Here is a 22,503-nt window from a genome sequence, read left to right as displayed (position 1 = left end):
CCGGCGGCCGGCTCAACCGAGCACGGTCGCCGCCCCGCAGCGGCCGCAGTGAGCATCCAAGGACTTCTCGATCAGGCCGGCCAGCGCCTCGGCCTGGTCCTGGAGGAAGTAGTGGCTCCCCTCGGGGATCACGGCCAGGTCGACGCTGCTGCTGAACCGGTCCCACAGCCGCACTCCACGACCGTATCCGGAGGTCATCGGGTCGGCGGTGCCCGCGATGAACGTGATCGGCGTCGAGAGCGGCGTGGGCGGCTCCGCAGGCTCGCTCAGCCACGGCTCGGTCCCGCGCGTCCACACGTCGGCGAAGTAGCGGCCGCCTTCGGTGACATCGTGGCGGAAGGCACGCATCACGAACGCGATGGTCTCGTCGTCGACCTCACTGCCGAAGCCGCCGATGGAACGCAGATAGCGCACCTCCGCCTCGTCGGCTTCGGGCACACTCCCCCGGGTCGTCCCCACCGTCCGTGCGCCCACCCGGAGCCACCCGCGCTGCACCAGAGCCGCCAACACCCGCTGCATTGCACGCCCGATGCGACGCGGCTCGTAGAACGGGTAGGAGGCGCCCAGGAACAGTCGCTCGACCGGGCGCCCCGCGGCCTCGACCCGGCGGACGACCTCGACAGCCAGCGCGACGCCCACGCAGTGCCCGTAGACGGCAACCGGGCCGGGCGGCAGCGCCAGCACGGCGGCGGCGCACTCACCGGCGATGGCGTCGACGGAACGCAACTGAGGGTCGCTGCCCGGTTCGTGTCCCGGAAGCGTCACCGCCTGGAGTGAGACGTCAGGTGACAGATGGCCGGCGAGTGCCCGGTAGGCGATGGCGCTGCCGCCGCCGAACGGCACGCACACCAGGTGCGTCGCGGGCTGTGTCCGCGGCGCCAGGTTCAGGAGCATGCTCGAGGCGGAGGCGGGCGACTCCAGCGCGGCCGCCAGCCCTCGCACGGTCGGGTGCGTGGTGATCAGCGGAACGGTGGCTCCCTCGATCCGCCGGATCGCGCGCACAGCGTCGAAGGACGTCCCGCCGAGCTCGAAGAAGTCGCTGTCGCGCTCGATCGACCGCACCCCGAGCACGGCCTCGAAGGCGGCGGCGACCGCCTTCTCGCCCGAGGTCTCCGGTCCCCTCCACGGGCGACCGTCCGAGACCTTCACCTCTCTGCGCGGATCGGGCAGCCTCGTCCGGTCGAGCTTCCCGTTGGGGCTCAGCGGCATCGCATCGAGAACGGTGACCGTCGCCGGCACCATGTAGCGCGGCAGCCGGTCGGCGAGGTACGTCCTCAGCTGCGCCGGCAGGTCCTCGCGATCGGCCCCTCCATCGGCGGCGGTCACATACGCCGCGAGCTCGCGGTGTTCACCGCGCGCATGTACCGTGACCGCGCTCTCGCGCACCGCGCGATGGCCGGTCAGGGTGTGCTCCACCTCACCGAGTTCGATCCGATAGCCGTTGATCTTCACCTGGTGGTCGATGCGGCCGAGGAATTCCAGTGACCCGTCCGCCAGCCTCCGCACCTTGTCGCCTGTGCGGTACAGCCGTCCGCCGGGGCCCGCCAGCGGATGCGCGACGAACGTCGCCGCGGTGAGTCCCGGCCGCCCCACGTACCCGGTCGCGAGCTGGACTCCCCCCAGGTACAGCTCTCCCGGCACCGACCGGGGCACCTCGGCGAGCCGGCCGTCCAGGACATGGGCCCGTACGTTCGCCACCGGCCGGCCGATGGGAACCACCCCCGCAGGGGCTGTCCCGGCGCAGTCCCACCATGTCACGTCCACTGCGGCCTCGGTCGGCCCGTAGAGGTTGTGCAGCTCCACCTGCGGCAGGAGCTGCGCGAACCTGCGGGCGAGGCCATGGGGCAACGCCTCCCCGCTGCACAGCACCCGGCGCAGGGCCGGCAGCTCGGCAGCGCCCGGGTCGTCCACGAACAGTTCCAGCATCGACGGCACGAAGTGAGCGGTCGTCACCTTCTCGTCCGCAAGGATCCCGGCCAGATACGCGGCGTCCTGGTGCCCGCCCGGGCGGGCCACCACCATCACCGCACCCGTGATCAGTGGCCAGAACAGCTCCCACACCGAGACGTCGAACCCGAACGGAGTCTTCTGCAGCACGCGGTCGTCCGGCGTCAGCCCGAAGGTGTCCTGCGCCCACAGCAGACGGTTGAGGATCGCTTCATGCGTGACCGCGACGCCCTTCGGGCGTCCGGTGGATCCGGACGTGTAGATGACGTACGCGAGGTCGGAGCCCTGCACCGGCATCGGCGTCCAGTCCGTGCCGGCCTGCTGCGGAGGCAGGGGGCTGACGACCGGACCCGCGCCGAGACGTCGTGCCAGGGGCGCCAGGTCAGGCTGTGCGATCACCGCTTCGGCCCCGGCGTCGGCGACCATGAACGACAAACGCGCCTCGGGAAGCGACGGCTCCAGCGGCAGGTACGCCGCACCCGCCAGCTGTGTTCCCAGGACCGCGACCACGAGGTCGGCGGAGCGTTCGAGACAGACCCCGACCGTCGATCCGCGACGTACTCCCGCGCCGGTCAGCGCCGCTGCCACCGCGCACGACCGGTCCCACAGCTCGGCGAAGGTGAGCACGCCCTCGTCCGCCACCACCGCGGGCGCGGTCGGCGTCTGCTCCACCCACCGCTGCACCAGCGCGGGCAGGCACGCCCCGCGGTCGCCGTACCGCGCGAAACTCCCGGACGCCGCCGGCTCCGGCTGCCCTCCCCGCGCGAGACCCGAGGCGACACCGCCGATCCTCGCCTCACGCGTCAGCCCCGTCAGGGCCGTCCGGAAGGCGCCGAGGATCTCCTCCACCTCCCGGGAGCCGATCCGATCCCGGTGATAGAGCGCCCGCAGCGTGGACGCCGCGGTCACGAAGACGGTCAAGGGTTCGCTGGTCTTCTCGAAATCCGTCAGTCCCCGCAGCGACAGCTGCCCCACGTCGGTGCTCTCGCCGAAGTCGACGGGGTAGTTCTCCAGAACGAGCAGAGTGTCGAACAGCCGCTCGGTCGCCGTGACCCCCGTCCAGGACTTGATCTGGGCGAGCGGACTGAACTCGAAGCGGCGCGCCGCCGCATGCAGCGCCTGGACCTCGCGCAGCCACTCCCCCACGCCGCGGTCCATGGGAACCGTCAGCTGCAGCGGGAGGCTGTTCACGAAGCTGCCGACCATCCGCTCCACCTGCGGCAGCAGCGCGGGCCGGCCCGAGCAGGCGACCCCGAACCGTACGTCCGAGCCTCCGCTGAAGCACTCCACCACGAGGGCCCATGCGGCCAGCATCAGCGTGCCCGGCGTGACACCGTGCCGGGCGGCGGTCTGCCGCAGCGCAGCGCTCAACTCCTCGCCCAGCGCGAGGTTGTGCTCGTCGATGACCGAGGGCGGACCGTCCGGAGCGACCGGCCGCAGAGGCGCCAGTTTGTTGAACCCGGCGGCATTCCCGAGGGTTTCGACCCAGTACTCCTGTGCCGCGCCCAGGTCCTGCTGCTGGAGCCATGCCATGTAGTCGCGATAGGGCGGAGCAGGCGCCGGAGGCGGTGTCCCCGTGGTGAGGCTGAGGTAGCGGCCGACGACCTCCCCGATGACCAGCGGCACGGACCAGCCGTCGATCGGCAGCATGTGGTGGGTCCACACCACGAGGTGCCGCTCGGCGCTCAGGCGCACCAGGTCGAGGCGGAGCAGGGGCGCCTGTGCAGGGTCGAATCCTGCCGCCCGCTCGGCCGCGAGCAGCTGCTCCGCCTTCTCGTCCTGGACGGCCGGCTCCACGCCGGACCAGTCGTGACGGCGCAGGTCGATGGGCACATGGCGGTGCACGACCTGCAGGGGCGTGTCCATGCCCTCCCAGTGGAAGGAGGTGCGCAGTGCCGGGTGTGCGCGGACGGTCTGCTGCCAGGCGGTCTCCAGCGCTCGTGCGTCGAGTCGCCCGTCGACGGCGAAACTGTGCTGGGCCAGGTACGTGTCGGAGTCTCCGCCGTAGAGGCTGTGCAGCAGCATGCCCTGCTGCAGCGGTGACAGCTCGTAGACGTCCTCCACGTCCTCCATGCTCATTCAGCCTGCCTCTCGGCGAGCCTGCCCAGCAGGCCGTCGAGCTGGGCCCGGTCGACGCGCGCGAGCGGGAAGTCCGCCGTCGCGCCCTCCGGGGCCACCGCGCCGATCAGCGAGCGGAGGTGGGAGACATGGCTCAGGCAGAGACGTTCCACGGTCTCCGCGTCGTGCCGCCGCTCGCTGTACTCCCAGGCGACGACGAGTTCACCGGCGCGCACACCGGCGCGCACCTCGAGGGGGTAGGGCCGGAGCTCGAAGGGGCTGCGGTCCCCGCCGACGGTCTCCGCCGCAACGGAGAAGGTCCCGGACGCAGGCTCCATGGCCTTGCCCGTATAGGCGAACGAGAGAGCGACCGGCGCCGCGTCCAGCGGCTCGCGCCCCTGCCGAAGCAGCTGCCAGCCGGTGCCGCCCGCAGGCACGGCCCGCAGGGTCTCCTTGACGGTGCGGAGCGTCTCCTCTCCGGCAGCATGCAGGAGCAGCGGGTGTGTGGGACTGAACCAGCCGACGGTACGCGTCACATCGACGTCGCCGAACAGCTGCGCCCTGTCGTGGCGGACGAGATCGATGAGGTGGCGCTCGGCGCCGGTCCACTCCTCGAGTGTGCGGGCCAGCGCCGCCAGCAGCAGTTCCTCGACCGTGCAGGCCAGCCGCTCGGGCGCCCCGAGCAACGCCGCGGTCGCGGCCGGATCGAGACGCGCGGTGGCGGTCCGGGAACCGGCTTCGGTATCGGGACCTCGCTCTTCCGGGTGATCCTCGGGCAGCCGCCCGCACTGCGCCTCGCCGGGACCTCCGGTCACCACCTCGGACCAGTACGGGCGTTGGCCCTGTACCGAATCCGATGACGCGTAGGAGGCAAGCCGGCGCGTCCAGGACTGCCACGACGTGGTCTTCGGCAGGAACCGCAGCGGCTCACCGGCCGACAGCTGCACCACCGCGGTCTCCAGGTCCTCGAGGAGGATCCTCATGGACGCCGTGTCGGCCACCAGCCGGTGGGCGACCACGGCCAGCTGGTCCGCGCGCCCCTGGCCGGGTCGCAGCAGCGCGACCCTGATCATCGGCCCGACCGCCGGATCGAGGCTGCGCTGCAACTCGGCACAGACCTCGTCGGTCCGCAGATCCGGGTCCTGGCCGGACGAGAATTCGTAGAACGCGAACGGCGTCTCGTCCCCGCGCGGGGCGATGCGCGACCGGGTCCGGGCCCCCGCGAGCAGCAGCCTCTGGCGCAGCCCGTCATGGTGCCCGAGCACAGCTTCGACGGCCGCGCGCAGCACCTCGGGATCGACCTCGACGGCCAGGTCCAGCAGCACCGACAGGTTCCACTGCGCGGGTGCCGTCAACTCGGCCGTGCACAACCCGTGCTGGGTCGGCGAGAGGGGCGCCGGACCCGTGACGTCCGCCTGCTCGGCATCGACGGTGCGGCCGGCCTCGACCACCACGGCGAGCTGGGCGACCGAGGGGTTCGCGAAGAGGTCGTACGGAGTCAGCCGCAGGCCCGCCTGCTGCGCCTGGGCGACCACCTGGATGGCGAGGATCGAGTCGCCGCCGACCTCGAAGAAGTTGTCGTCGACGCCGATCTGCGCGACACCCACCACACCGGCGACGACCCCCGCCAACGCCTGTTCCGTCGCCGACTCCGGCGCACGGAAGCCTGTTCCGCCGGCCGCGTCCGCACGGCCCGGGGCGGGCAGGCGCGCGCGGTCGATCTTGCCGTTCGCGTTGAGCGGCAGCTCCGCTATCTCGACGAACGCCGAGGGAACGAGGTAGGAGGGCAGTCGATCGAGGAGGAAGTCCCGCAGCGAGGCGGCCACACCGGTCATCCCTGCCGACGGCACCACATGGGCCACCAGCCGCCGGTCTCCCGGAGCAGGCTCATGGGCCGTCACCACGACCTCCGCGACCCCGGGATGGTCGATGAGAGCCGATTCGACCTCGGTGGGCTCGACGCGGAAACCACGGATCTTGACTTGGGTGTCCACCCGGGAGTGGAACTCGAGGTTGCCGTCGGTGCGGCGGCGCACCAGGTCGCCCGTGCGGTAGACCCGCTCGCCCGGCCGGGTCGGGTCCGCGACGAAGCGCTGTGCGGTGAGGCCCGGGCGCCCCAGATAGCCGCGGGCCAGGCTGACACCACCGATATAGAGCTCGCCCACGCCCCCTGCCGGGACCGGCTGCATCCGACGATCGAGGATGCGCAGGTCGGCCGAGGGGAGAGCGGTGCCGATCGGCAGGTTCGGCCACTCCGTCTCCGGGTCGTCCGGGTCCAGCCTGAAGAAGGTGGAACTGACCGTCGTCTCGGTGAGCCCGTACACGTGGGCGAGTGGGACGCCGGTACGCCGCCACATGGCGAGGCGCTCGGGCAGTACCCGCTCACCGCCGATGATCACCAGGCGGAGGTGCCTCGGGAGTTCCAGGCCGAGGCGGTCGATCTCGCGCGCCCACTCGTGCCAGTAGGCCGTGGGCAGTTCCATCACGGTCAGATGTTCCCGCTCGACCAGCGCGGCGAGATCGTCCTCGCCGCTGATCAGGTGTTTCGTCGGCATGACCACGGCGCCGCCGGCGAGCCAGGTCGGGAACAGCTCTTCGGCCAGTACATCGAAACCCGGCGAGGCGAACTGCAGGAACCGGTCGCCGGTGCCCAGGCCGAGTCGATCCACCACGTCACGCGCGAACACCGCGAGCGATCGGTGTTCGATCACGGCGCCCTTCGGACGGCCGGTCGATCCCGAGGTGTAGACGACGTACGCCGCCGCTGCAGGATCCGGCGGGTCGAGGTCTTCCTCGTCCCCCACAGCCTCGTCGGCCCCGTCCATGAGGACGGTGGTCCACCCGCCGGAGCCCGGCGCGTCCGCCAGCAGCTCCTCGGTGACCAGTACCCGCACATCCGCATCAGCGAGCAGGAACGCCATGCGTTCCGGCGGGTACGTCGGGTCGATGGGCACGTACGCCCCGTGTGCCTTGAGCACCGCCAGGATCGCCACTGCCAGGGCCGGCGACCGGTCCACCAGGACACCGACGCGCGCGTCCCGGCGCACTCCTGCGGCGCGCAGTCGATGGGCCAGCCGGTTCGCACGGCGGTTGAGTTCCGTGTAACTGGTCGCGACTCCGTCCCAGATCACCGCCGGAGCGTAGGGGGCGAGCCGCACCCGGCGCTGGAACTGCTCGACGAATCCGCTCACCTCGGTCGAGACCGCCGGCTTGCTCTCAGCGGCGCCGACATTGAGCTCGACGGCCCAGACCGGTGTGTCCGGATCGTCGACCAGCTGACGGAGCACCCGCTGGAACTGCTCGGCCAGCAACGCGACCGTGGCAGAGTCGAAGAGTTCGGACATGAAGTGCCACTGGATCTGCAACGTCCCGGCGTTCGGCGTGACGTTGAGGGTGAGGTCGACCGAGGTCTTGGCCGGGGGGATCGACACCGGCGTGATGCGCAGCCCCGGCAGTTCCAACGTCATGTCGGGCACGGTGAGCACGTTGATCCAGACCCGGCTGAACGAGGTGCGGGTCGACTCGCGACCAAGGTCGAGGCCCTCGGCAACCCGCTCGAACGGGAGGTCCTGGTGGTCGAGCGCACCGGCCAGCGTCGTGTGGGCCTCCCGCACGACTTGACGGAGCGTCAGGTCGTCATGCATCCGCACCCGCAGGGGCAGCGGATTGGCGAAGCTGCCGATGAGCCGCTGGGTCTCCCCGCGGGTGCGTCCCGACACGAGGGATCCGACGACCACGTCGTCCTCGCCCGAGTACCGGTTGAGCAGCACGGAGCATGCGGCCAGCAGCACCCCGAACAGCGAGGCGCCCTCCTTCTCCCCGAACCGCTGAACGCCCGCCGCCAACTCCTCGGGAAGGCGCATGTCGTACACGCCGCCGGCATACGTCGGGCGCGCCGGACCGGGGCGGTCGACCGGCAGTGCCGACTCGACGGGCATTCCCGCCAACTGCTTTCGCCAGTACTGGACTTCGAGCTCTTCCTTCTCCTCGGTGCGCTCCGCGCGTTGCCACGCGGCGAAGTCCCCGAACTGAATGTCGAGCGGCGGAAGGTCCGCAGGGGCGTCGCCGAGCCGGCTGCGGAACATCGCAGCCAACTCCTCGACGATGATCGCCAGCGACCAGGCGTCCGAGGCGGCATGGTCGGCTGCGAACAGCGCCACATGCACCTCCGCCTCCAGCCTCAGCAGCGTCACCCGCAGGCGTTGCGGATCAGCAGGGTCGAACGGGCGCGTCATGTCGCGGCGGGCGAGCCGCGTGACCTCGTCCGTCTGCCGTGACGGCGCCACGTGCGTCAGGTCCACCACCGGCGTCGGCACCGGCGTCACCGCCTGGACGACCTGAACCGGTGTCCCGTGTCCGTCGAGGTCGATCGTCGTACGCAACACCTCATGGCGCTGGACGATCTCGGTGAGGACGCTGCTCAGCAGGGTCAGGTCGAGGCTGCCTTCCAGCCTCAGAGCGCCGGTGATGTTGTTGACCGAGCGGATCTGCCCGACCGCCCACTCCCGGTGCTGGGCGACACCCAGCGGAGTGGAGGCGGATCGGTCGCGTGGCAGGATCCGGCCCACTGCGCTCTGTCCGCGAGCGGCTGCACGGTCGGCCAGACGAGCCTCGAGCACGGCCCGCTGCTCCGGCGGCAGTGCAGCGATGCGCGATTCCAGGTCGCTCACTTCGCCACTCCTTCGTTCGTGGGCACCGGCGCCTCACCGAGCGTCCCGGCGATGGAGTCGATCACCCTTGCCTCGGACGCGGAGTCGAAGAAATGCCCGCACGGCAGAACGTCCATCGAGAATGCCGCCGTCGTCTCGTCCCGCCACGCCCGCATGCGATCCGGACCCGCCTCCGCGTCATACTCCGCGGCAAAGGCGTGGATCGGTATGTCGAGCGGAACTTCCGGGTGGAAGTCGTGCGTGCTCAGCACCGACAGGTCCGCCTCCAGTACGGGCAGCAGAGCGGCCAGCAGACTCGCTTCGGCGAGCACGGACGGCGGGGTGCCTCCCATCTCCCGTACATAGCCTTCGAGTCCGTCGTCGCGGTCCTCCCAGAGCCAGCTCCCGTCATCGAGGGCCGGCCCGCCGCTCGCGGCCACGAACAGCGCACGGGGCCCCGGCAGTTCACGCTCGCGCAGGGCATGCGCCAGCGCCCACGCCACCCGCGCGCCCATGCTCGATCCGTAGCAGGCGAACGGCTGGCCCAGCGACGGCCCCAGCACCGCGATCAACTCCTCCACCAGCGGCTCCATCCGGGCATGGCGTTCTTCCAGAAACCGATCCGCTCGCCCCGGAAGCTGCACGCCGATGACGTCCACCGACGGAAGCTGCGCGGGCCAATGGCGGAAGATCCCCGCGCTTCCCCCGGCGTAGTGGAAGCAGAGCAGCGTGGTCGACCCGGTCGGCGCGGGTGCGGCGAACCGCTTGAGCCACCGCCGTTCGCGCTCCGTCGGCGTACCCGCGGCGCCGCTCATGACGTGGCCCCGAGTGCGGCGCCCATCAGGTCGAGCAGGTCGGCCGGCGCCTCGATGAACCGATGGTGACTGCCCTCAAGCAGCACCGACTTCGTGTCCCCGCACGTCTGCCAGCCACCCATGGTGGAGTACGGAATCTCCTCGTCCCCGGTCCAGCCGACGGCGATGATCGGGCACGGCAGCCGGAAGGGTTCGGGCACGACGTAACGTTTGTTGGTCTCCACATCGGCGCGCAGTACCTCGAGGTACAGCTCGATCAGTTCGGCGGACGGCGTGCCGCCCAGTTCGCGGATCAGCTTCTCCAGCTCGGCGCCCAGCTCGTGGTCGTCCATTTCGAGGAACCTGCCGGCGGGGCCGTCCTGGGGGGCGACCTCGGACGAGACGAACAGCGCGGACGGAGTCGCCACGTCCCTCGTGACCAGCTGCACCGAGGTCTCGTACGCCGCGAGAGCCGACCCACAGTGGCCGAAGAAGCCGAACGGCACGTCGAGGTAGGGCGCGAGCCCTTCGATCATCTGCTCGCCGAGCTCCGCGTAGGAGGTGAAGTTGGGCTCGGCGAACCGTGACTCGTGCCCCGGAAGCTCGACCGGCAGGAACTCCACGCCGTCCCGCTCCGCGGGCCACTGCCGGTACATGCTCGCGCCGCAACCCGAATAGGGAATGAGGAAGACCCGTGCGCGCGCGGCCCGCGACGGTTCACGGGGCAGCCAGCGGTTGCGCAGGGGAGGTCGGGACGAGGACATGGGGAACCCTTCCGGCGTTCGGACTCAGCCTGTGTGGGCAGGCGACGCGGTGATCGGCAGCTTCCGGTAACCGGAGACGAAGTTGGAGCGCAGTCGCTGTGGCTCGCCGGCAGGCTCGAACGCCGTGAACCGCGTCAGCAGCTCGTTGAACAAGGTGCGCAGCGTGACCCGCGCGACGGTGTGCCCCACGCAGTAGTGCGGGCCGATCCCGAATGCCAGATGCTTGTTCGGGCGCCGGCGCAGGTCGAAGCGCTCCGGATCCGGGAACACCGCGCTGTCCCTGTTCGCTGCGCCGAGCCAGCTGACCACGGCATCGCCTGCCCGGATGCGGGTCCCGCGGAGTACCACGTCGTCGACGGCGTACCGCATGAAGTGGCTGACCGGTGAGCCCAGTCGCAGCGCTTCCTCCACCGCGGTCGGGGTGACGGTGAGGTCCTCGGCCCACCGGTCGAGGGTTCCGTCGGCGATGTGCTCGGTCATCATGTAGTTGGGGGCGTGCGGCGTCGTGACGACTGCTCCGAGAAGCACGCTGTAGCAGTTCGACATGACCTCACCGGGGGTCATGGTGCGTCCGTCCACCTCGGTGGTGATCAGCACGCTGATGAGGTCGTCCCCGAGGTTGCGCCGCCGCTCACGATAGATGTCCTGGAAGTACGCGAACAGTTCGCGGTGGGCGGCGTCCAGTGTCGCCTGTGTTCCGCCGTCGTTCTGGTAGGCGGGATCGTCGGCGGCGATCGAGGCGACCAGGAGCTCTCCCAGCCGCGGCCAGTCCGCGCGGGGCAGCCCCATGGACTCGCCGCCGATGGCCACCGGCAGCGCCAGCATCGCCTCCGCGAAGTCGAAGCCGCCGTCGGCGGCCAGCGGTGCCAGCGCCTCGTCGACCAGGCTGCTGATCATGCTCTGCTGCTTCTCGATGGACTTGATGGCGAGCGCCTTCTGCAGGCGCGCCCGCATGACGGTGTGACGCGGCGGATCGGTCGCGGCGATCTGCCGCCCGCCGGCCGGGTCCTCCACGCCCAGAATATTGATCATGGTGCCGCGTTCCGAGGTGAAGGTGGCGGCATCACGCAGCACCCTCTCCACATCGGCGTACGTCACCACCGACCAGAAGCCGTTGTGGTCGTCCACCTGCGTCCACTCCAGGTGGTCCTCCTCGCGCATCTGCGCCCAGACCCCACGGAAACCCAGCTCCGTGAAGGCCGCGGAGTGCGCCAGGCCGGCGGCGGCCGCACCGACGGGGCAGCCCGCGGCCGGAGCGGCGGGCGAGTCGACCTCGTTCCTACTGAGCGGATGCATCCGTACTCCTCTCAGGTGTCGACTCCCCCGCGCCGCCGCGGAGCTCCTTGGCAAGTTCGGCGATCGTCGGTCGCAGGTACAGCGTGCGCGCGGGCAGTGTCGCGTCGAACTCCACGGGCAGAGCGGCGAGCAGCTCGGCGGCGAGCAGAGAATGTCCGCCCAGGTCGAAGAAGTTGTCCTCGACACCGACCTGCTCGATGTCCAGCGCCTCGCTCCAGATCTCGGACAGCCGTGCCTCGACGGGGTCCCTGGGCGCCACGTACTCGTTCCACACGTTCCGCGGGATCTTCGCCGACGGCAGTGCGGAACGGTCGACCTTCCCGTTCGGGTTGAGCGACAGCTCGGGGTGCATGACGATCGCCCACGGGACCAAGTGGGCCGGCAGCACCGACTGCAGCTGCTCCCGCAACGAGGCACTGAAGGCCGCCCAGGTCGACGGGTCGCGGTCCCCGGCCGCGACGTACGCGATCAGACGCGTGTCGCTCGCCCCGTACGTGCGGGGCACCACCGCGGCCTGCGCGACACCGGGGAGGCGCAGGATCTCCGACTCCACCATGCTCGGCTCCACGCGGTAGCCGCGTATCTTCAGCTGCCGGTCCACCCGGCCGAGGAACTCGAGGGTGCCGTCGCCCCGCCACCGCGCCAGGTCGCCGGTTCGGTACATCCGGCTGCCCGGTGCGGCTGCGGGGTCGAGGTCCGCGACGAAGCGCGCCGCTGTCTCCGCGGGTCGATGCAGGTATCCGTTCGCCACCCCGCTGCCGCCCACCCACAACTCGCCGACCTCTCCGTCGGCCACAGGCTGCAGGTCGGCGCCGCGGACCACGGCGGAACTGCCGTCGATCGGAACCCCGATGGGCACCGTGGGCGCCGAGCCGGGCTCGCGCGTGGTCCAGCAGGTACTGAAGGTGGTGTTCTCCGTCGGTCCGTAGCCGTTGGTGAAGAGCATGTCGGGGTAGGCGGTCATGACCCGGCTCACATGGGCGGGGGAAAGCACATCTCCACCGGCGAGCAGATGCCGGATCCCCGCGAGGCCGTCCAGGTGGTGCATCACCATCTTGTGGAACAGACCTGACGTCAGCCACAGCACGGTGACGCCCTCGGCGCGCATGATCCCGGCCAGATCGGCGAGATCGAGGTTGGCGTGCAGCGGCGGTCCCAGGGCGAGCCTCAGGCCTCGCACCAGGGGCATCCAGATCTCGAAGGTGGACACATCGAACCCGACGCGGGTGAGCTGGAAGAACACGTCATCGTCGCGGACGTCGATCCAGGACGGGTCGTCGACGAGCCGGAACACCGCCCGGTGCGAGACGACCACGCCCTTGGGGTCCCCGGTGGATCCCGAGGTGTAGCAGACGTACGCCGGGCTGTCGACGGGAGTTCCGCTGTCCTCGAAGACCGAAACGGACGAGGATGCCTCGGGCTCGACCTCGTCGATGCGCACCACGACCGGCAGGTCGACCTGATGAGCGAAGTCGCCGTTGGTGATGACGTGTCGGGCGCGGGTGTCGGCCAGGATCCGCTCCCGCTGACCGGTGGGCTCGGCCGGATCCAGATAGAGATAGGCCCCGCCGGCGCGCAGCACGGCCGTCAGCGCCACGATCAGGTCGATCGACCGGTCCAGCAGCACCACGACGATGTCGCCGCGCGCCACCCCGGCGTTCCGCAGGCGCCGCGCCAGCACCGCCGATCGCGTGTCCAGCTCGCCGTAGGTGATCCGCAGGTCGCCGTGGCTGACGGCGATCGCGTCCGGTGTACGGCGGGCCTGCTCGCCGACCATCTCGTGGATACAGCGCGGCTCGTGCACTCGGGCCTCGAGTTCAGCGGACATGATGGACCCAGCCCTCCGGGTCAGGCGCCGAACCGTGCTGGATTCCCAGCAACTCCCGGCGCAGCCGAAGTGTCACCGGCCCCGGCTCGCCGTCGGCGACCGTCCATTGCCCGTTCTCCGACTTCACGGTGCCGACCGGTGCTATCACCGCCGCCGTTCCGCAGGCGAACACTTCGGTGAGCTCGCCCGACGCGCACTCCTCGCGCCATTGCTCGACGGAGACGGGGCTCTCCACTGCGTCATAGCCCAGTTTCGGCGCCAGGGTGAGGAGTGAGTCACGCGTGATGCCCGGCAGCAACGTGCCCGTCAGAGGCGGGGTCGTCACGCGCGGTCGTCCGCCGCGCTGTGCATGGACAAAGAAGAGGTTCATTCCCCCCATCTCCTCGACCCACCGGTGCTCCATGGCGTCCAGCCAGACCACCTGGTCGCACCCGTGGGCCGTTGCCTCCAGCCCGGCGGCGAAGGCGCCCGCGTAGTTGCCGCCCGTCTTGGCGTAGCCCGTGCCGCCGCGGACTGCGCGCGTGAAGGTCGTCGACAGCCAGACCGCCAGAGACTTGGGCGGCCCCCCGCCGAAGTACGCGGTGGCCGGCGAGGCAACGACGCAGAACAGGAAGGTCCGCGACGGGTGGGTGAAACCGAGCGAGGGGTCCGTGGCGATCATGAAGGGACGCAGGTACAGGCTCCGGCCGGCTCCTTCCGGCACCCAGGCACGGTCGTGGGCCACCAGCAGTTCGACTGCCTTGACGAAGAGCTCCGGGGGCAGTTCGGGCATCGCCATGCGCCGCGCCGACGCGTTGAACCGTGCCGCGTTCGCGTCCGGACGGAACAGCGTGACCGCTCCGTCAGGTTGGCGATACGCCTTCATCCCCTCGAACAGCGCCTGCCCGTAGTGGAAGACCGAGGTCGCCGGCTCCAGCGTGAACGCCCCGTACGGCTCGAGGCGTCCGTCGTGCCAACCGCGCTCGGCGGACCAGCGCAACGTCACCATGTGATCGGTGAACGTCTGCCCGAACCCCGGTTCTTCCAGCACTGCGTCGCGTTCGGCCGCAGGCAGGGGTCGACTCGTCGGGCAGATCTCGAAGTCCATCGTCGCAGCTGTCACCGCTCACCTCCGGGCGGAGTAGGCGTCGGCCAGGGCCGCGGCTGCGGTGTGGACGACTTCGTACGGCCGCGCGAGCGACATGCGTATGCTGCGCTGGCCGCTCTCGGGATCGGCCCAGTAGAAGGGGGCGCAGGGCAGCACGTGCGCCCCGCGGACCCTCAGATCGTGGTACAGCTGCGAGGAGTCGGGGCCGCCCTCCGGCAGCGCGACCCGCGCCACACTGATCTGGGAGTCGGGGTCGGCCAGACCGGTGCCGACGGCCTCGATCGCCTCGCGCACCGCAGTGCGGTTCCGCTCGACGAGGGCGCGGGCGCGCTCGTAGCCGCCTTCGGCCCAGTCCCCGGCCAGCGCCTCGACCAGCTGCAGCACCACCGGTGACGCGGCCAGCATCGACTCGGAGAAAGCGCGCATGATCGGGAGCGTGGTCCGTTCGCTGTAGGCGAGCATCCCGATCTTCAGCTCGTGCATCGGCCACAGCTTGCCGGTGTCCTCGATGATGATCCAGTCCGCACCCGCGGCCTCGAGAACGGCGTAGGTGTCGTACTGCGCGTCCCGCACCTGGCCGCGGAAGCTGGCGTCGACGATCACTGTCTGGCCGTGACGCGCGGCGTGCTCGGCCAGCGAGCGCAGATGGCCCTCCGGCGTGACCAGGCCCGTCGGATTGTTCGGCATGGTGATGACGACGGCGCTCACCGGGGATCCCGGCCAGTCCTGGTTGAGCAGCGCCTCTTCCTCCAGCGGGACCAGTTTCAGACCTCGGGTCTGGAAGAGGTCGGCGATGTTGTCGAAGGTCGGATGCAGGACGGCGACGGTCGCGCCCGCCGGCAGTGCTCGCGCCACGATGTCCGTGGCGAGGGTCGAGGAGTAGCAGCTCAGGATGCGGCCGGTCCCGATCGGTGCCGAACGCTGCCCGATGGCGCCGAGAAAGGCGGTGTGCGCGGCCTCCTCGATGGCCGGAAAGGCTCGACGGGTGGCGATCGCGAACATCTCCGGGATGCGGGCGACGATGGCGGACTGCTCCGGCGTCAACGCCAGACGCGCATGTCCATCCGTCAGATTGAGGCCACCATCGGGATCGGTCAGAGCGTCGACTTCCATCAAGGTCAGGTTCGCGGTCACAAATTCCCTCGTCTGCCGATATCACGGATTTCGAATCGGGATCAACGCTGGAGACCATATTTTGGGAGGGCGCGGATTACTTGTCCCTTGTATTGGGCACCTCCACCGCCGCCGCGTGGACTCATAGGCTTGTGAGTGCTCTACGTGTTCACGAACTCGCCGCGAACCACGGCGGCAGAAGGAAGTGCGATGAACAAGCTCACGCTGACGGCGCACGACCGTACGGAAGTTGCCCCGCTGCTCAGCGACATCGCTGCCCGGTACACGACCATCGAGGATCCGGATCTCCAGCGCCAAGCGCCGCTGCTCGCCCGGCGATTGCCCGCACGCCTTCTGGAGTTCCTCGAGGACCACCGGTTGCGCGAGCCGGCAGCGCTCTGCCTGGTCTCCGGCTTCGAGGTGGACGAGGCGGAGATCGGACCGACACCGGAGCACTGGCGCGGCAGCCACGTCGCCTCGCCCACCCTTCGCTACGAGGTCTTCTTCCTGCTGTGCGCCTCGGTGCTGGGCGACGTGTTCGGTTGGTCGACCCAGCAGGACGGCCGGATCATGCACGATGTCCTGCCCATCAAGGGCCACGAACACTATGAGCTCGGGTCGAACAGCCTCCAGCACCTGTCCTGGCACACGGAGGACGCGTTCCACCCCTGCCGCGGGGACTACGTCGCCCTGATGTGCCTGAAGAACCCCGATGCCGTCGAGACGACGGTCTGTGACGCGGGCGATCTCGACTGGCCCGGGCTGGACGTCGACGCGCTCTTCGAGCCGGCCTTCACCCAGATGCCCGACAACTCCCACCTGCCCGTGAATTCCACGTCAACGGGCGATCCGACGATCCAGAGGCTGCGCGAGGACAGCTTCAGGACCATCGAGGAGTGGAACGCGAACCCCGTCAAGCGACCGGTCCTTTTCGGCGACCGGGCCAATCCCTACATGGTCCTCGACCCGTACCACATGAAAACCGAGGGCTGGACCGAACGCTCGCTGACGGCCTACACCGGGCTGTGCGACGAGATCGAGTCCAAGATGAAAGGCGTCGCCCTGGAGCCGGGCGACGTCGCTTTCATCGACAATTTCCGTGCCGTGCACGGCCGCAACTCCTTCCAGGCCCGCTACGACGGCAGCGACCGCTGGCTCAAGCGTCTGAACATCACGCGCAACCTCCGTGGTTCGCGGGCCTGGCGCCCGGCCGCGGACGACCGGGTCATCTACTAGGTCATCTCCTGGCGCCCCGATCCGTGAGTCCGGCAGCGGAACCGCTGCCGGACTCACGGCTTCAGAAGCAGATCCAGGTTGGCCAGTCCCGCCGTGAGATCGGCACGGGTACCTCCGAAGCCCAGCCGGACATGGTTCCGGTACGCGTCCCCGAAGCACTCCCCGGGAATCAGCAGCGTGCGGAACTCCTCGGCGAGCCGGCGGCACACCTCGGTCACGTCCTGGACGCCGGGCAGTTCGACGAGCGCGCTGACGCCGCCCGCAGGAGGTGTCAGCCGGACGTGGTCGGGGCGCTCCCGCGCCCACGTGAGCAGGAGTTCCCGGTTCTCCAGAGCGTGTGCGCGCTGCATCGCGACGATGCGGTCGGCGCTGCGGACGGCACGCTCCGCGAAGAACTCGAGCACCGGTGAGACATAGAGCGCCACGTAGTCGCGCAGGTATGCCATCTCCGCCAGCAGCTTGGGGGGCGCCAGGCACCAGCCGGTTCGGATGCCCGCCAGGCCGTAACTCTTCGAGAACGTACCGAAGGACAGGCTGCGCTCGTAACGGTCGTGCGGCAGCGGCAGATTCCCGGCTTCGTAGGTGATCTCGCCGAAGGCGTTGTCCCATACGAGCCATGCGCCGGCGGCGGCCGCGATCTCGATCAGCTCGTCCTGCTGCTCGCGGGTGATGGACACACCCGTCGGGTTGTGCGGGAAGTTGACCACGATCATGCGCGGCCGCTCCACCGCCACGAGCTCCCGCAGCCGGTTCGTGTCGACGGCGAAGCCGTCATCGCAGGAGAGATCCCACCTGCGCAGGCGACACCCCCGGGCCACGGCGATGTCATGAAGTTGCTGGTAGGCCGGATCGACCACGATGACATCGTCCCCGGGCCGCACCAGGGTCTGCATGACGAGCCAGATCGCCTCGCTGGACCCATGGGTGACCATCACGCGCTCGCTGTCACCGCCTGTCCAGCGATCGGCCAGCGCGGCGCGCAGATTCCGGCCCCCGAGGGGCTCGCTGTCGTGGAACGGAAGCGCCGACAATTCGGCCAGATCGAAGCCGGCGATGTCGCACAGCTCACCGACGGTCAGATCCCGTACGCCGCTGCTGCCGATGTCGTGGTCGACCGCGTGATAATAGCGCCGCATCCATTCTTCGAGCTTCGCGAGTGGCAGTTCCATTACTCCCCCAACCCTCTGACTGACGACGCGAGATCGTCAAGATCGTCAAGGCTCTCGAGAACCAGTTCCGGGGCGATGCCGAAGTCGACCAGGAAGGCGATCTCGGTGACACCGATCTCACCGAAGCGACGGACGCGCTCTGCGCATGTGGCCTTGTCGCCGACCAGGCCGCCGCCGCCCCGCAGCCGGCTCTTGGCCGTGGCCACCATGTCGTCCAGATCGGCCGCCGAGACTTCGGCAGCCTCGTGTCGCAACTGCAGGTCGAGGTGGCGGCGGATGTAGGCGTCATAGGACGAGTCGAGCGCTTCCGCCACGGCACGCGGATCATCGTTGACGTACGTATGCAGCATCAGCCCGACCCGGGGTTCCGGGGTGTGGCTGGACGGCACGAACTCGGAACGGTAGAGGGCAATTCTCCGTTCGAGGTCGTCGAAGCGTCTTCCGGTGAAGTTCGTGACGATTCCCATGCCTCGCCGCGCCGCGTGCACGAACGTCGAGTCGGACTGTCCCGACATCCACAAGGGAATCTCGGATCGCCTCGGGCGCGGATACGTCATGACCGAGATCTGGTCACCGTTGCCGTCGGTCCGCTTCTCCGCACCCCCGTGCCACAGCCGCGTGAAACGGTCCATGGCATCGTCCAGGGAGGCGAGTCGGCCCTCGTAGGCCTCCGGTGCCAGAACGAAATCGTTGGCGTGCCAACCACTGGAGAAGGCGATCTCCGCGCGTCCCGCCGACAGGTTGTCGACCACCGACCATTCCTCGGCGACACGAACGGGATCGTGCAGGGGCAGCACCACACTGCCCGCCCTGATCGCCACCCTGCTGGTCGACACGGCGAGTGCGGCACCCAGCACCGAGGGATTGGGGTACAGACCGCCGAACACGTGGAAGTGCCGTTCAGGCGTCCACAGCCCGCACATGGCGCTGTCATCGATGCGGGCGGCGACAGCCTTCACCAGCGCATACTGATCCGCTCCGGCCCCTCCCGCCTCCGCGTCCGCGGAGAAGAAGAAGATGCTGGTGTCCACTAAGCGACTCGGGCGCTGCGCGGCCGCAGATCCGTCCAGGTCGTCTCTATGTAGTCGAGGCACCCCTGGCGCGTGTCCGCTTCATGGCTGATGCTCCATCCGGCCGGAACCTCGAGGGCGGCCGGCCACAGGGAGTACTGCTCCTCGTCATTCACGAGCACGAGAAAGGTGCCGTCGGGATCATCGAACGGATTCATGGTGCCTCACTCATCGGATTTCGGCAGTTCGGACAACTCAATCGGCCCCCATGGCCCGCAGGCGGACCGCGAGTTCGGAAATGGCCGCCAGATCGGCATTGCCGACACTCACCCGCAACGTCTGCCGGTCCTCCGGCAGGAACGCAGTGCCGGGGACCACCAGCACACCGTGCTCGCGGACGAGGCCACGCACGACATCCTCTGTCGGACGTTCGGCGAAAGGGTGCCTGATCCAGCCGAAGAACCCTCCGCACGCCAGCAGTTCGAACCCACCCGGACGCTCGGCCATCGCCTCGCCCAGCCACGCTCGCTGGCGTGCGAGTTCCTGCGCGCGGTCGACCCGCCACTGACGGGCATGCGTCAATCCCGCCCACGCTGCTTCCTGGCCGATCCGCGGGGCGCATACCGCCACGCAGTCGAGGAGCTTGCACACCTCACGATTGAGCTCGGCCGACGCCACCACGGCCCCGACCCGATAGCCGGGAACGGCAAGGTCCTTCGAGAACGAGTGCAGGCTCACCACGGTCCGCGCCCAGGACGGATCCGCGAAGAGGTCGTGCGCCGGCCGGTCTGTGCACCGGAAGGAGCGGTAGGTCTCGTCCACCACCAGTGCGATGCCGCGCCTCGCGGCCAACGCCGCGAACTCGGCGATCTCCCCCGGGGGCATCGTCACGCCCGTCGGGTTTCCGGGGGTGACCAGCACGATCGCGCGCGTCCGCCCGGTGATCAGCGGTTCGGCGTCCACCGCGCGTGGCACCAGGTCCTCATCGGGCTCCAGGTACACCGGCACGATGCCGTTCATCCGGAGCCACATGTCGTGGTTGAAGTAGTACGGCAGCGCCAGCACGACCTCGTCACCGGGGCCTGCCAACGCGGAGGCGACCAGCGAGAACGCCTGGTTGCACCCTGCGGTGACGACGACGTTCTCAGCGGTCACCCGCCCTGCGTACGCCTCGCTCAGCTCGGCGGCCATCGCAGCGCGCAGCCGCGGGAGTCCGGGCACCTCGGTGTACTCGCTGCCCTCTCCACGACGTACGAGGTCGGCCACGTGCTCGCTCACCACCTGAGCCGGCGGATACTGCGGTGCCGCCTGCGCGAGATCGAGCAGCTTCCCCGCGTACGCGTGCCCTTCGAGCAGATCGTAGGCAGAGCTGATGGGTGAGTCGCGCTGATCGACCGTCTGACTCCGCAGCCGCATGGGCCCCTCTCCACTGTGGTCGTTCAGGGTTGTCTGCCGGCGAATGCTCGCCGGCGAGAAGCGTGCTCTCACCGTAGCGATCTCCTTGCCCCCCGGCCTGTCCCCCTTTCACAGCACAGTCGTCGAGGGGACGTTGGAGGGGCACTTGCGGTACTGACCCCATCAGAACCGGGTGAGCCGACTTGGGCCCCAGGAGTCCCTGAAACCGGGGAGTGCTCGCGCCCACGACGGCTGCCGGATCATGGGACCCCGGTAGGACAGTGCTCTCTGATGACAGGTCAGCAACGCCTATGACGATCCAGCAGCAGACACCGCCGCCCTCGGCCGCACAGCGCGGGCCCTCGCCCACCACGTGGCACCGGCGCGGGGTATCCGCCGCGATCGCGCTCGTGCTGCTGCTGATCGGCGCGGCGAGCGTCTGGTCCCTGCGTCCCCCCTCTCCGAGGCCCGCCTCCGTACCGGACACAGAGTTCTCCGCGGAGCGCGCCCTCGCGAGGATCGATGACATCGCCGACGCTCCGCACCCTGCGGGCTCCGCGGCCGCGGCTGACGTTCGTGCCTACCTCGTCCGTGAGCTGCGCCGCCTCGACGCCCGGACCACCGTGCAGACGCGCGTGGCGTCCCGCCTGCCGTCGGATGGCTATCCGACGCTCGCCAGGGTGAGCAACGTCTACGCTCACGTACCGGGCTCGAAACCCACCGGCCGGGTCCTGCTGGTGGCCCACTACGACTCCGTGCCCACCGGCCCCGGCGCCAGTGACAACGGCGCCAATGTCGCCGCCGTCCTCGAGATCGTCCGTGCGCTCCGCTCGCTGCCGCAGGCGCGGAACGACATCGATGTGCTCTTCACCGACGCCGAGGAGCCCGGCCTGCTCGGCGCCCAGGGGTTCGTCGAGTCGGGAGTGGCCGGCGATCCGCGTCGGGTCGCCGTCGTGAATCTGGAGGCCCGCGGCGTTTCGGGCCCTGCCCTGATGTTCCAGATGGAGGGCGGTCTGACCTCTGCGGTGGCCGAATCCGACGCGGTGACCACGTCGTTCGCGGGCGCGTTGTACAGCCTGCTCCCCAACGACACCGACCTCACCGTCCTGGCCGCCGACGGCATGCGCGGGATCAATCTCGCCTACATGGGCGGCGTCGCCCGCTACCACACGGCCCACGACGACATCGCCCACGTGAACGCCGGAAGCGTGCAGCACATGGGAGACACCGCCCTCGCCGCCGTACGCTCACTGGGCGCCGCCGACCTCGCCGAGGACGAGCCCGCGACCACCTACTTCTCCTTGTTCGGCACCGTCGTCTCCTATCCGCAGTGGCTCACCCTGCCGCTGGCCCTCGCCGCGCTCGCGGCCCTCGTCCTGGTCATGGTCCGCGGGCGGCGTCACGGACTGCGTCCCTCCCGAGCCGGACTCGCAGCAGGCTCGTTCACCGCCGTCCTCCTGACCGCCGTGGGCATCGGCTTCGGCGGATGGTGGCTGCTGACCGCGCTCCAGCCCGCTTTCGGCTTCGGCATCGGCGCCGTCTACCACCCGGCGCCCTACCTCCTGGCGGGGTCGCTGCTGATGGTGGCGGCCTTGCTGGTCTGGTACCGGTGGGCACGCCGCCGCATGTCGCCCGCAGAGGCAACCACCGGCGTACTGGGCTGGTTCGTGGCGCTCGCGCTGGTCAGCGCCATCCTCCTGCCCGGAGGCGCCTATCTCTTCACCTGGCCGGCCCTGATCGGTCTGGGCGCCCTGGCCGCGACGCTGCATGCCGAACCTCGCTCGCCGCTGCACATGCTGGCCGCCGGGGCCGCGGCGCTACCTGCCACCGTGCTGCTGCTCCCCGTCGCGGTGCTGGTGACGACCGCTGTCGGACTCGGCCTGAGCGCCGCTCCCCTGCTGATGCTGACGCTGCTCGCCGCGACGGCGCTTCCTCTCATCGAGCCACGGCCGAGCCGCCGCGTCTCCGCGGCACTCGGGGCGAGCCTGCTCCTGGGAACGGCAGCCGCAGCGGCAGTCGCCTCCTCCCTGAACGGGTACAGCGACAGCAATCCGCGCCCCGTCAGCCTCGCGTACGCCTGGGAGGCCGACACCGGAACGGCCAGTTGGCTCAGCCGGGGCGGGCGGGAGCAGCCGGCCGTGGGGCGGCTGCTCACCG

The 22,503-nt window shown here is 69.8% G+C and carries 14 protein-coding genes; 2 read left to right on the top strand and 12 right to left on the bottom strand.

What is annotated here, in order from left to right; genetic code table 11:
- Nucleotides 1-12 precede the first annotated feature (12 nt).
- The 8 genes from VIU94_RS14540 to VIU94_RS14505 are packed head-to-tail and all read right to left on the bottom strand — an operon-like array spanning nucleotide 13 to nucleotide 15,536.
- Nucleotides 13-4,026, bottom strand: a complete 4,014-nt coding sequence (locus VIU94_RS14540; RefSeq protein WP_331911467.1) for a non-ribosomal peptide synthetase — start codon at nucleotides 4,024-4,026, stop codon at nucleotides 13-15.
- Complete coding sequence (locus tag VIU94_RS14535) at nucleotides 4,023-8,675, bottom strand: non-ribosomal peptide synthetase (RefSeq protein WP_331911465.1); 4,653 nt, start codon at nucleotides 8,673-8,675, stop codon at nucleotides 4,023-4,025. Before VIU94_RS14535 ends, VIU94_RS14540 begins: the two co-directional genes overlap by 4 nt.
- The gene (locus tag VIU94_RS14530) at nucleotides 8,672-9,469 is read right to left on the bottom strand and encodes a thioesterase II family protein (RefSeq protein ID WP_331911463.1); all 798 of its coding nucleotides are present in this window, start codon (nucleotides 9,467-9,469) and stop codon (nucleotides 8,672-8,674) included. The genes VIU94_RS14535 and VIU94_RS14530 overlap by 4 nt, the downstream gene beginning before the upstream one ends.
- The gene (locus VIU94_RS14525) at nucleotides 9,466-10,212 is read right to left on the bottom strand and encodes a thioesterase II family protein (RefSeq protein WP_331911461.1); all 747 of its coding nucleotides are present in this window, start codon (nucleotides 10,210-10,212) and stop codon (nucleotides 9,466-9,468) included. Before VIU94_RS14525 ends, VIU94_RS14530 begins: the two co-directional genes overlap by 4 nt.
- A 24-nt stretch (nucleotides 10,213-10,236) precedes the next feature.
- Nucleotides 10,237-11,508 carry a cytochrome P450 gene (locus VIU94_RS14520; RefSeq protein ID WP_331911459.1) on the bottom strand — a complete coding sequence of 424 codons (1,272 nt, stop codon included), beginning with the start codon at nucleotides 11,506-11,508 and terminating at the stop codon, nucleotides 10,237-10,239.
- Nucleotides 11,492-13,336: an amino acid adenylation domain-containing protein gene (locus VIU94_RS14515; RefSeq protein ID WP_331911457.1), complete on the bottom strand. Its 1,845-nt coding sequence runs from the start codon at nucleotides 13,334-13,336 to the stop codon at nucleotides 11,492-11,494. Before VIU94_RS14515 ends, VIU94_RS14520 begins: the two co-directional genes overlap by 17 nt.
- Nucleotides 13,326-14,423: a branched-chain amino acid aminotransferase gene (locus tag VIU94_RS14510; protein WP_331911455.1), complete on the bottom strand. Its 1,098-nt coding sequence runs from the start codon at nucleotides 14,421-14,423 to the stop codon at nucleotides 13,326-13,328. The genes VIU94_RS14515 and VIU94_RS14510 overlap by 11 nt, the downstream gene beginning before the upstream one ends.
- A gap of 18 nt (nucleotides 14,424-14,441) precedes the next feature.
- Nucleotides 14,442-15,536, bottom strand: a complete 1,095-nt coding sequence (locus VIU94_RS14505) for an aminotransferase class I/II-fold pyridoxal phosphate-dependent enzyme (RefSeq protein WP_331911453.1) — start codon at nucleotides 15,534-15,536, stop codon at nucleotides 14,442-14,444.
- A 210-nt stretch (nucleotides 15,537-15,746) separates the two neighbouring features.
- On the opposite strand from VIU94_RS14505, the gene vioC reads away from it, so the two are divergent.
- Nucleotides 15,747-16,772: an arginine beta-hydroxylase, Fe(II)/alpha-ketoglutarate-dependent gene (gene vioC / locus VIU94_RS14500; RefSeq protein ID WP_331911451.1), complete on the top strand. Its 1,026-nt coding sequence runs from the start codon at nucleotides 15,747-15,749 to the stop codon at nucleotides 16,770-16,772.
- A 53-nt stretch (nucleotides 16,773-16,825) separates the two neighbouring features.
- On the opposite strand, the gene vioD is transcribed toward vioC, so the two are convergent.
- Genes vioD through VIU94_RS14480 form a run of 4 tightly spaced genes read right to left on the bottom strand, consistent with a single transcriptional unit; the run spans nucleotide 16,826 to nucleotide 20,367 of the window.
- On the bottom strand, nucleotides 16,826-17,941 hold the full coding sequence (vioD, locus tag VIU94_RS14495) for a capreomycidine synthase (protein WP_331911449.1): 1,116 nt from the start codon (nucleotides 17,939-17,941) through the stop codon (nucleotides 16,826-16,828).
- Entirely contained in the window at nucleotides 17,941-18,972 is a 1,032-nt protein-coding gene (locus tag VIU94_RS14490; protein WP_331911447.1) for a MupA/Atu3671 family FMN-dependent luciferase-like monooxygenase, read from the bottom strand. The genes vioD and VIU94_RS14490 overlap by 1 nt, the downstream gene beginning before the upstream one ends.
- Nucleotides 18,972-19,169: an MbtH family protein gene (locus VIU94_RS14485; RefSeq protein ID WP_331911445.1), complete on the bottom strand. Its 198-nt coding sequence runs from the start codon at nucleotides 19,167-19,169 to the stop codon at nucleotides 18,972-18,974. Before VIU94_RS14485 ends, VIU94_RS14490 begins: the two co-directional genes overlap by 1 nt.
- A 37-nt stretch (nucleotides 19,170-19,206) precedes the next feature.
- Nucleotides 19,207-20,367, bottom strand: a complete 1,161-nt coding sequence (locus VIU94_RS14480; protein ID WP_331911443.1) for an aminotransferase — start codon at nucleotides 20,365-20,367, stop codon at nucleotides 19,207-19,209.
- A gap of 602 nt (nucleotides 20,368-20,969) precedes the next feature.
- Between VIU94_RS14480 and VIU94_RS14475 the strand changes: the two genes are divergently transcribed.
- Nucleotides 20,970-22,503 (top strand): M20/M25/M40 family metallo-hydrolase (locus tag VIU94_RS14475; protein ID WP_414720953.1); only part of this gene is annotated, 1,534 nt, incomplete at its 3' end.

This window comes from Streptomyces sp. (genome assembly GCF_036566765.1).
Classification (GTDB): domain Bacteria; phylum Actinomycetota; class Actinomycetes; order Streptomycetales; family Streptomycetaceae; genus Streptomyces.
Note: the sequence above shows the minus strand (reverse complement) of the source record. Positions and strands in the feature narration are given on the sequence as shown.

Coding starts and splice junctions, on each gene's coding strand:
- VIU94_RS14540 (WP_331911467.1), bottom strand. CDS start 4,026: ATGAGCATGGAGGACGTGGAGGACGTCTACGAGCTGTCACCGCTGCAG.
- VIU94_RS14530 (WP_331911463.1), bottom strand. CDS start 9,469: ATGAGCGGCGCCGCGGGTACGCCGACGGAGCGCGAACGGCGGTGGCTC.
- VIU94_RS14525 (WP_331911461.1), bottom strand. CDS start 10,212: ATGTCCTCGTCCCGACCTCCCCTGCGCAACCGCTGGCTGCCCCGTGAA.
- VIU94_RS14520 (WP_331911459.1), bottom strand. CDS start 11,508: ATGCATCCGCTCAGTAGGAACGAGGTCGACTCGCCCGCCGCTCCGGCC.
- VIU94_RS14515 (WP_331911457.1), bottom strand. CDS start 13,336: ATGTCCGCTGAACTCGAGGCCCGAGTGCACGAGCCGCGCTGTATCCAC.
- VIU94_RS14510 (WP_331911455.1), bottom strand. CDS start 14,423: ATGGACTTCGAGATCTGCCCGACGAGTCGACCCCTGCCTGCGGCCGAA.
- VIU94_RS14505 (WP_331911453.1), bottom strand. CDS start 15,536: ATGGAAGTCGACGCTCTGACCGATCCCGATGGTGGCCTCAATCTGACG.
- vioC (WP_331911451.1), top strand. CDS start 15,747: ATGAACAAGCTCACGCTGACGGCGCACGACCGTACGGAAGTTGCCCCG.
- vioD (WP_331911449.1), bottom strand. CDS start 17,941: ATGGAACTGCCACTCGCGAAGCTCGAAGAATGGATGCGGCGCTATTAT.
- VIU94_RS14485 (WP_331911445.1), bottom strand. CDS start 19,169: ATGAATCCGTTCGATGATCCCGACGGCACCTTTCTCGTGCTCGTGAAT.
- VIU94_RS14480 (WP_331911443.1), bottom strand. CDS start 20,367: ATGCGGCTGCGGAGTCAGACGGTCGATCAGCGCGACTCACCCATCAGC.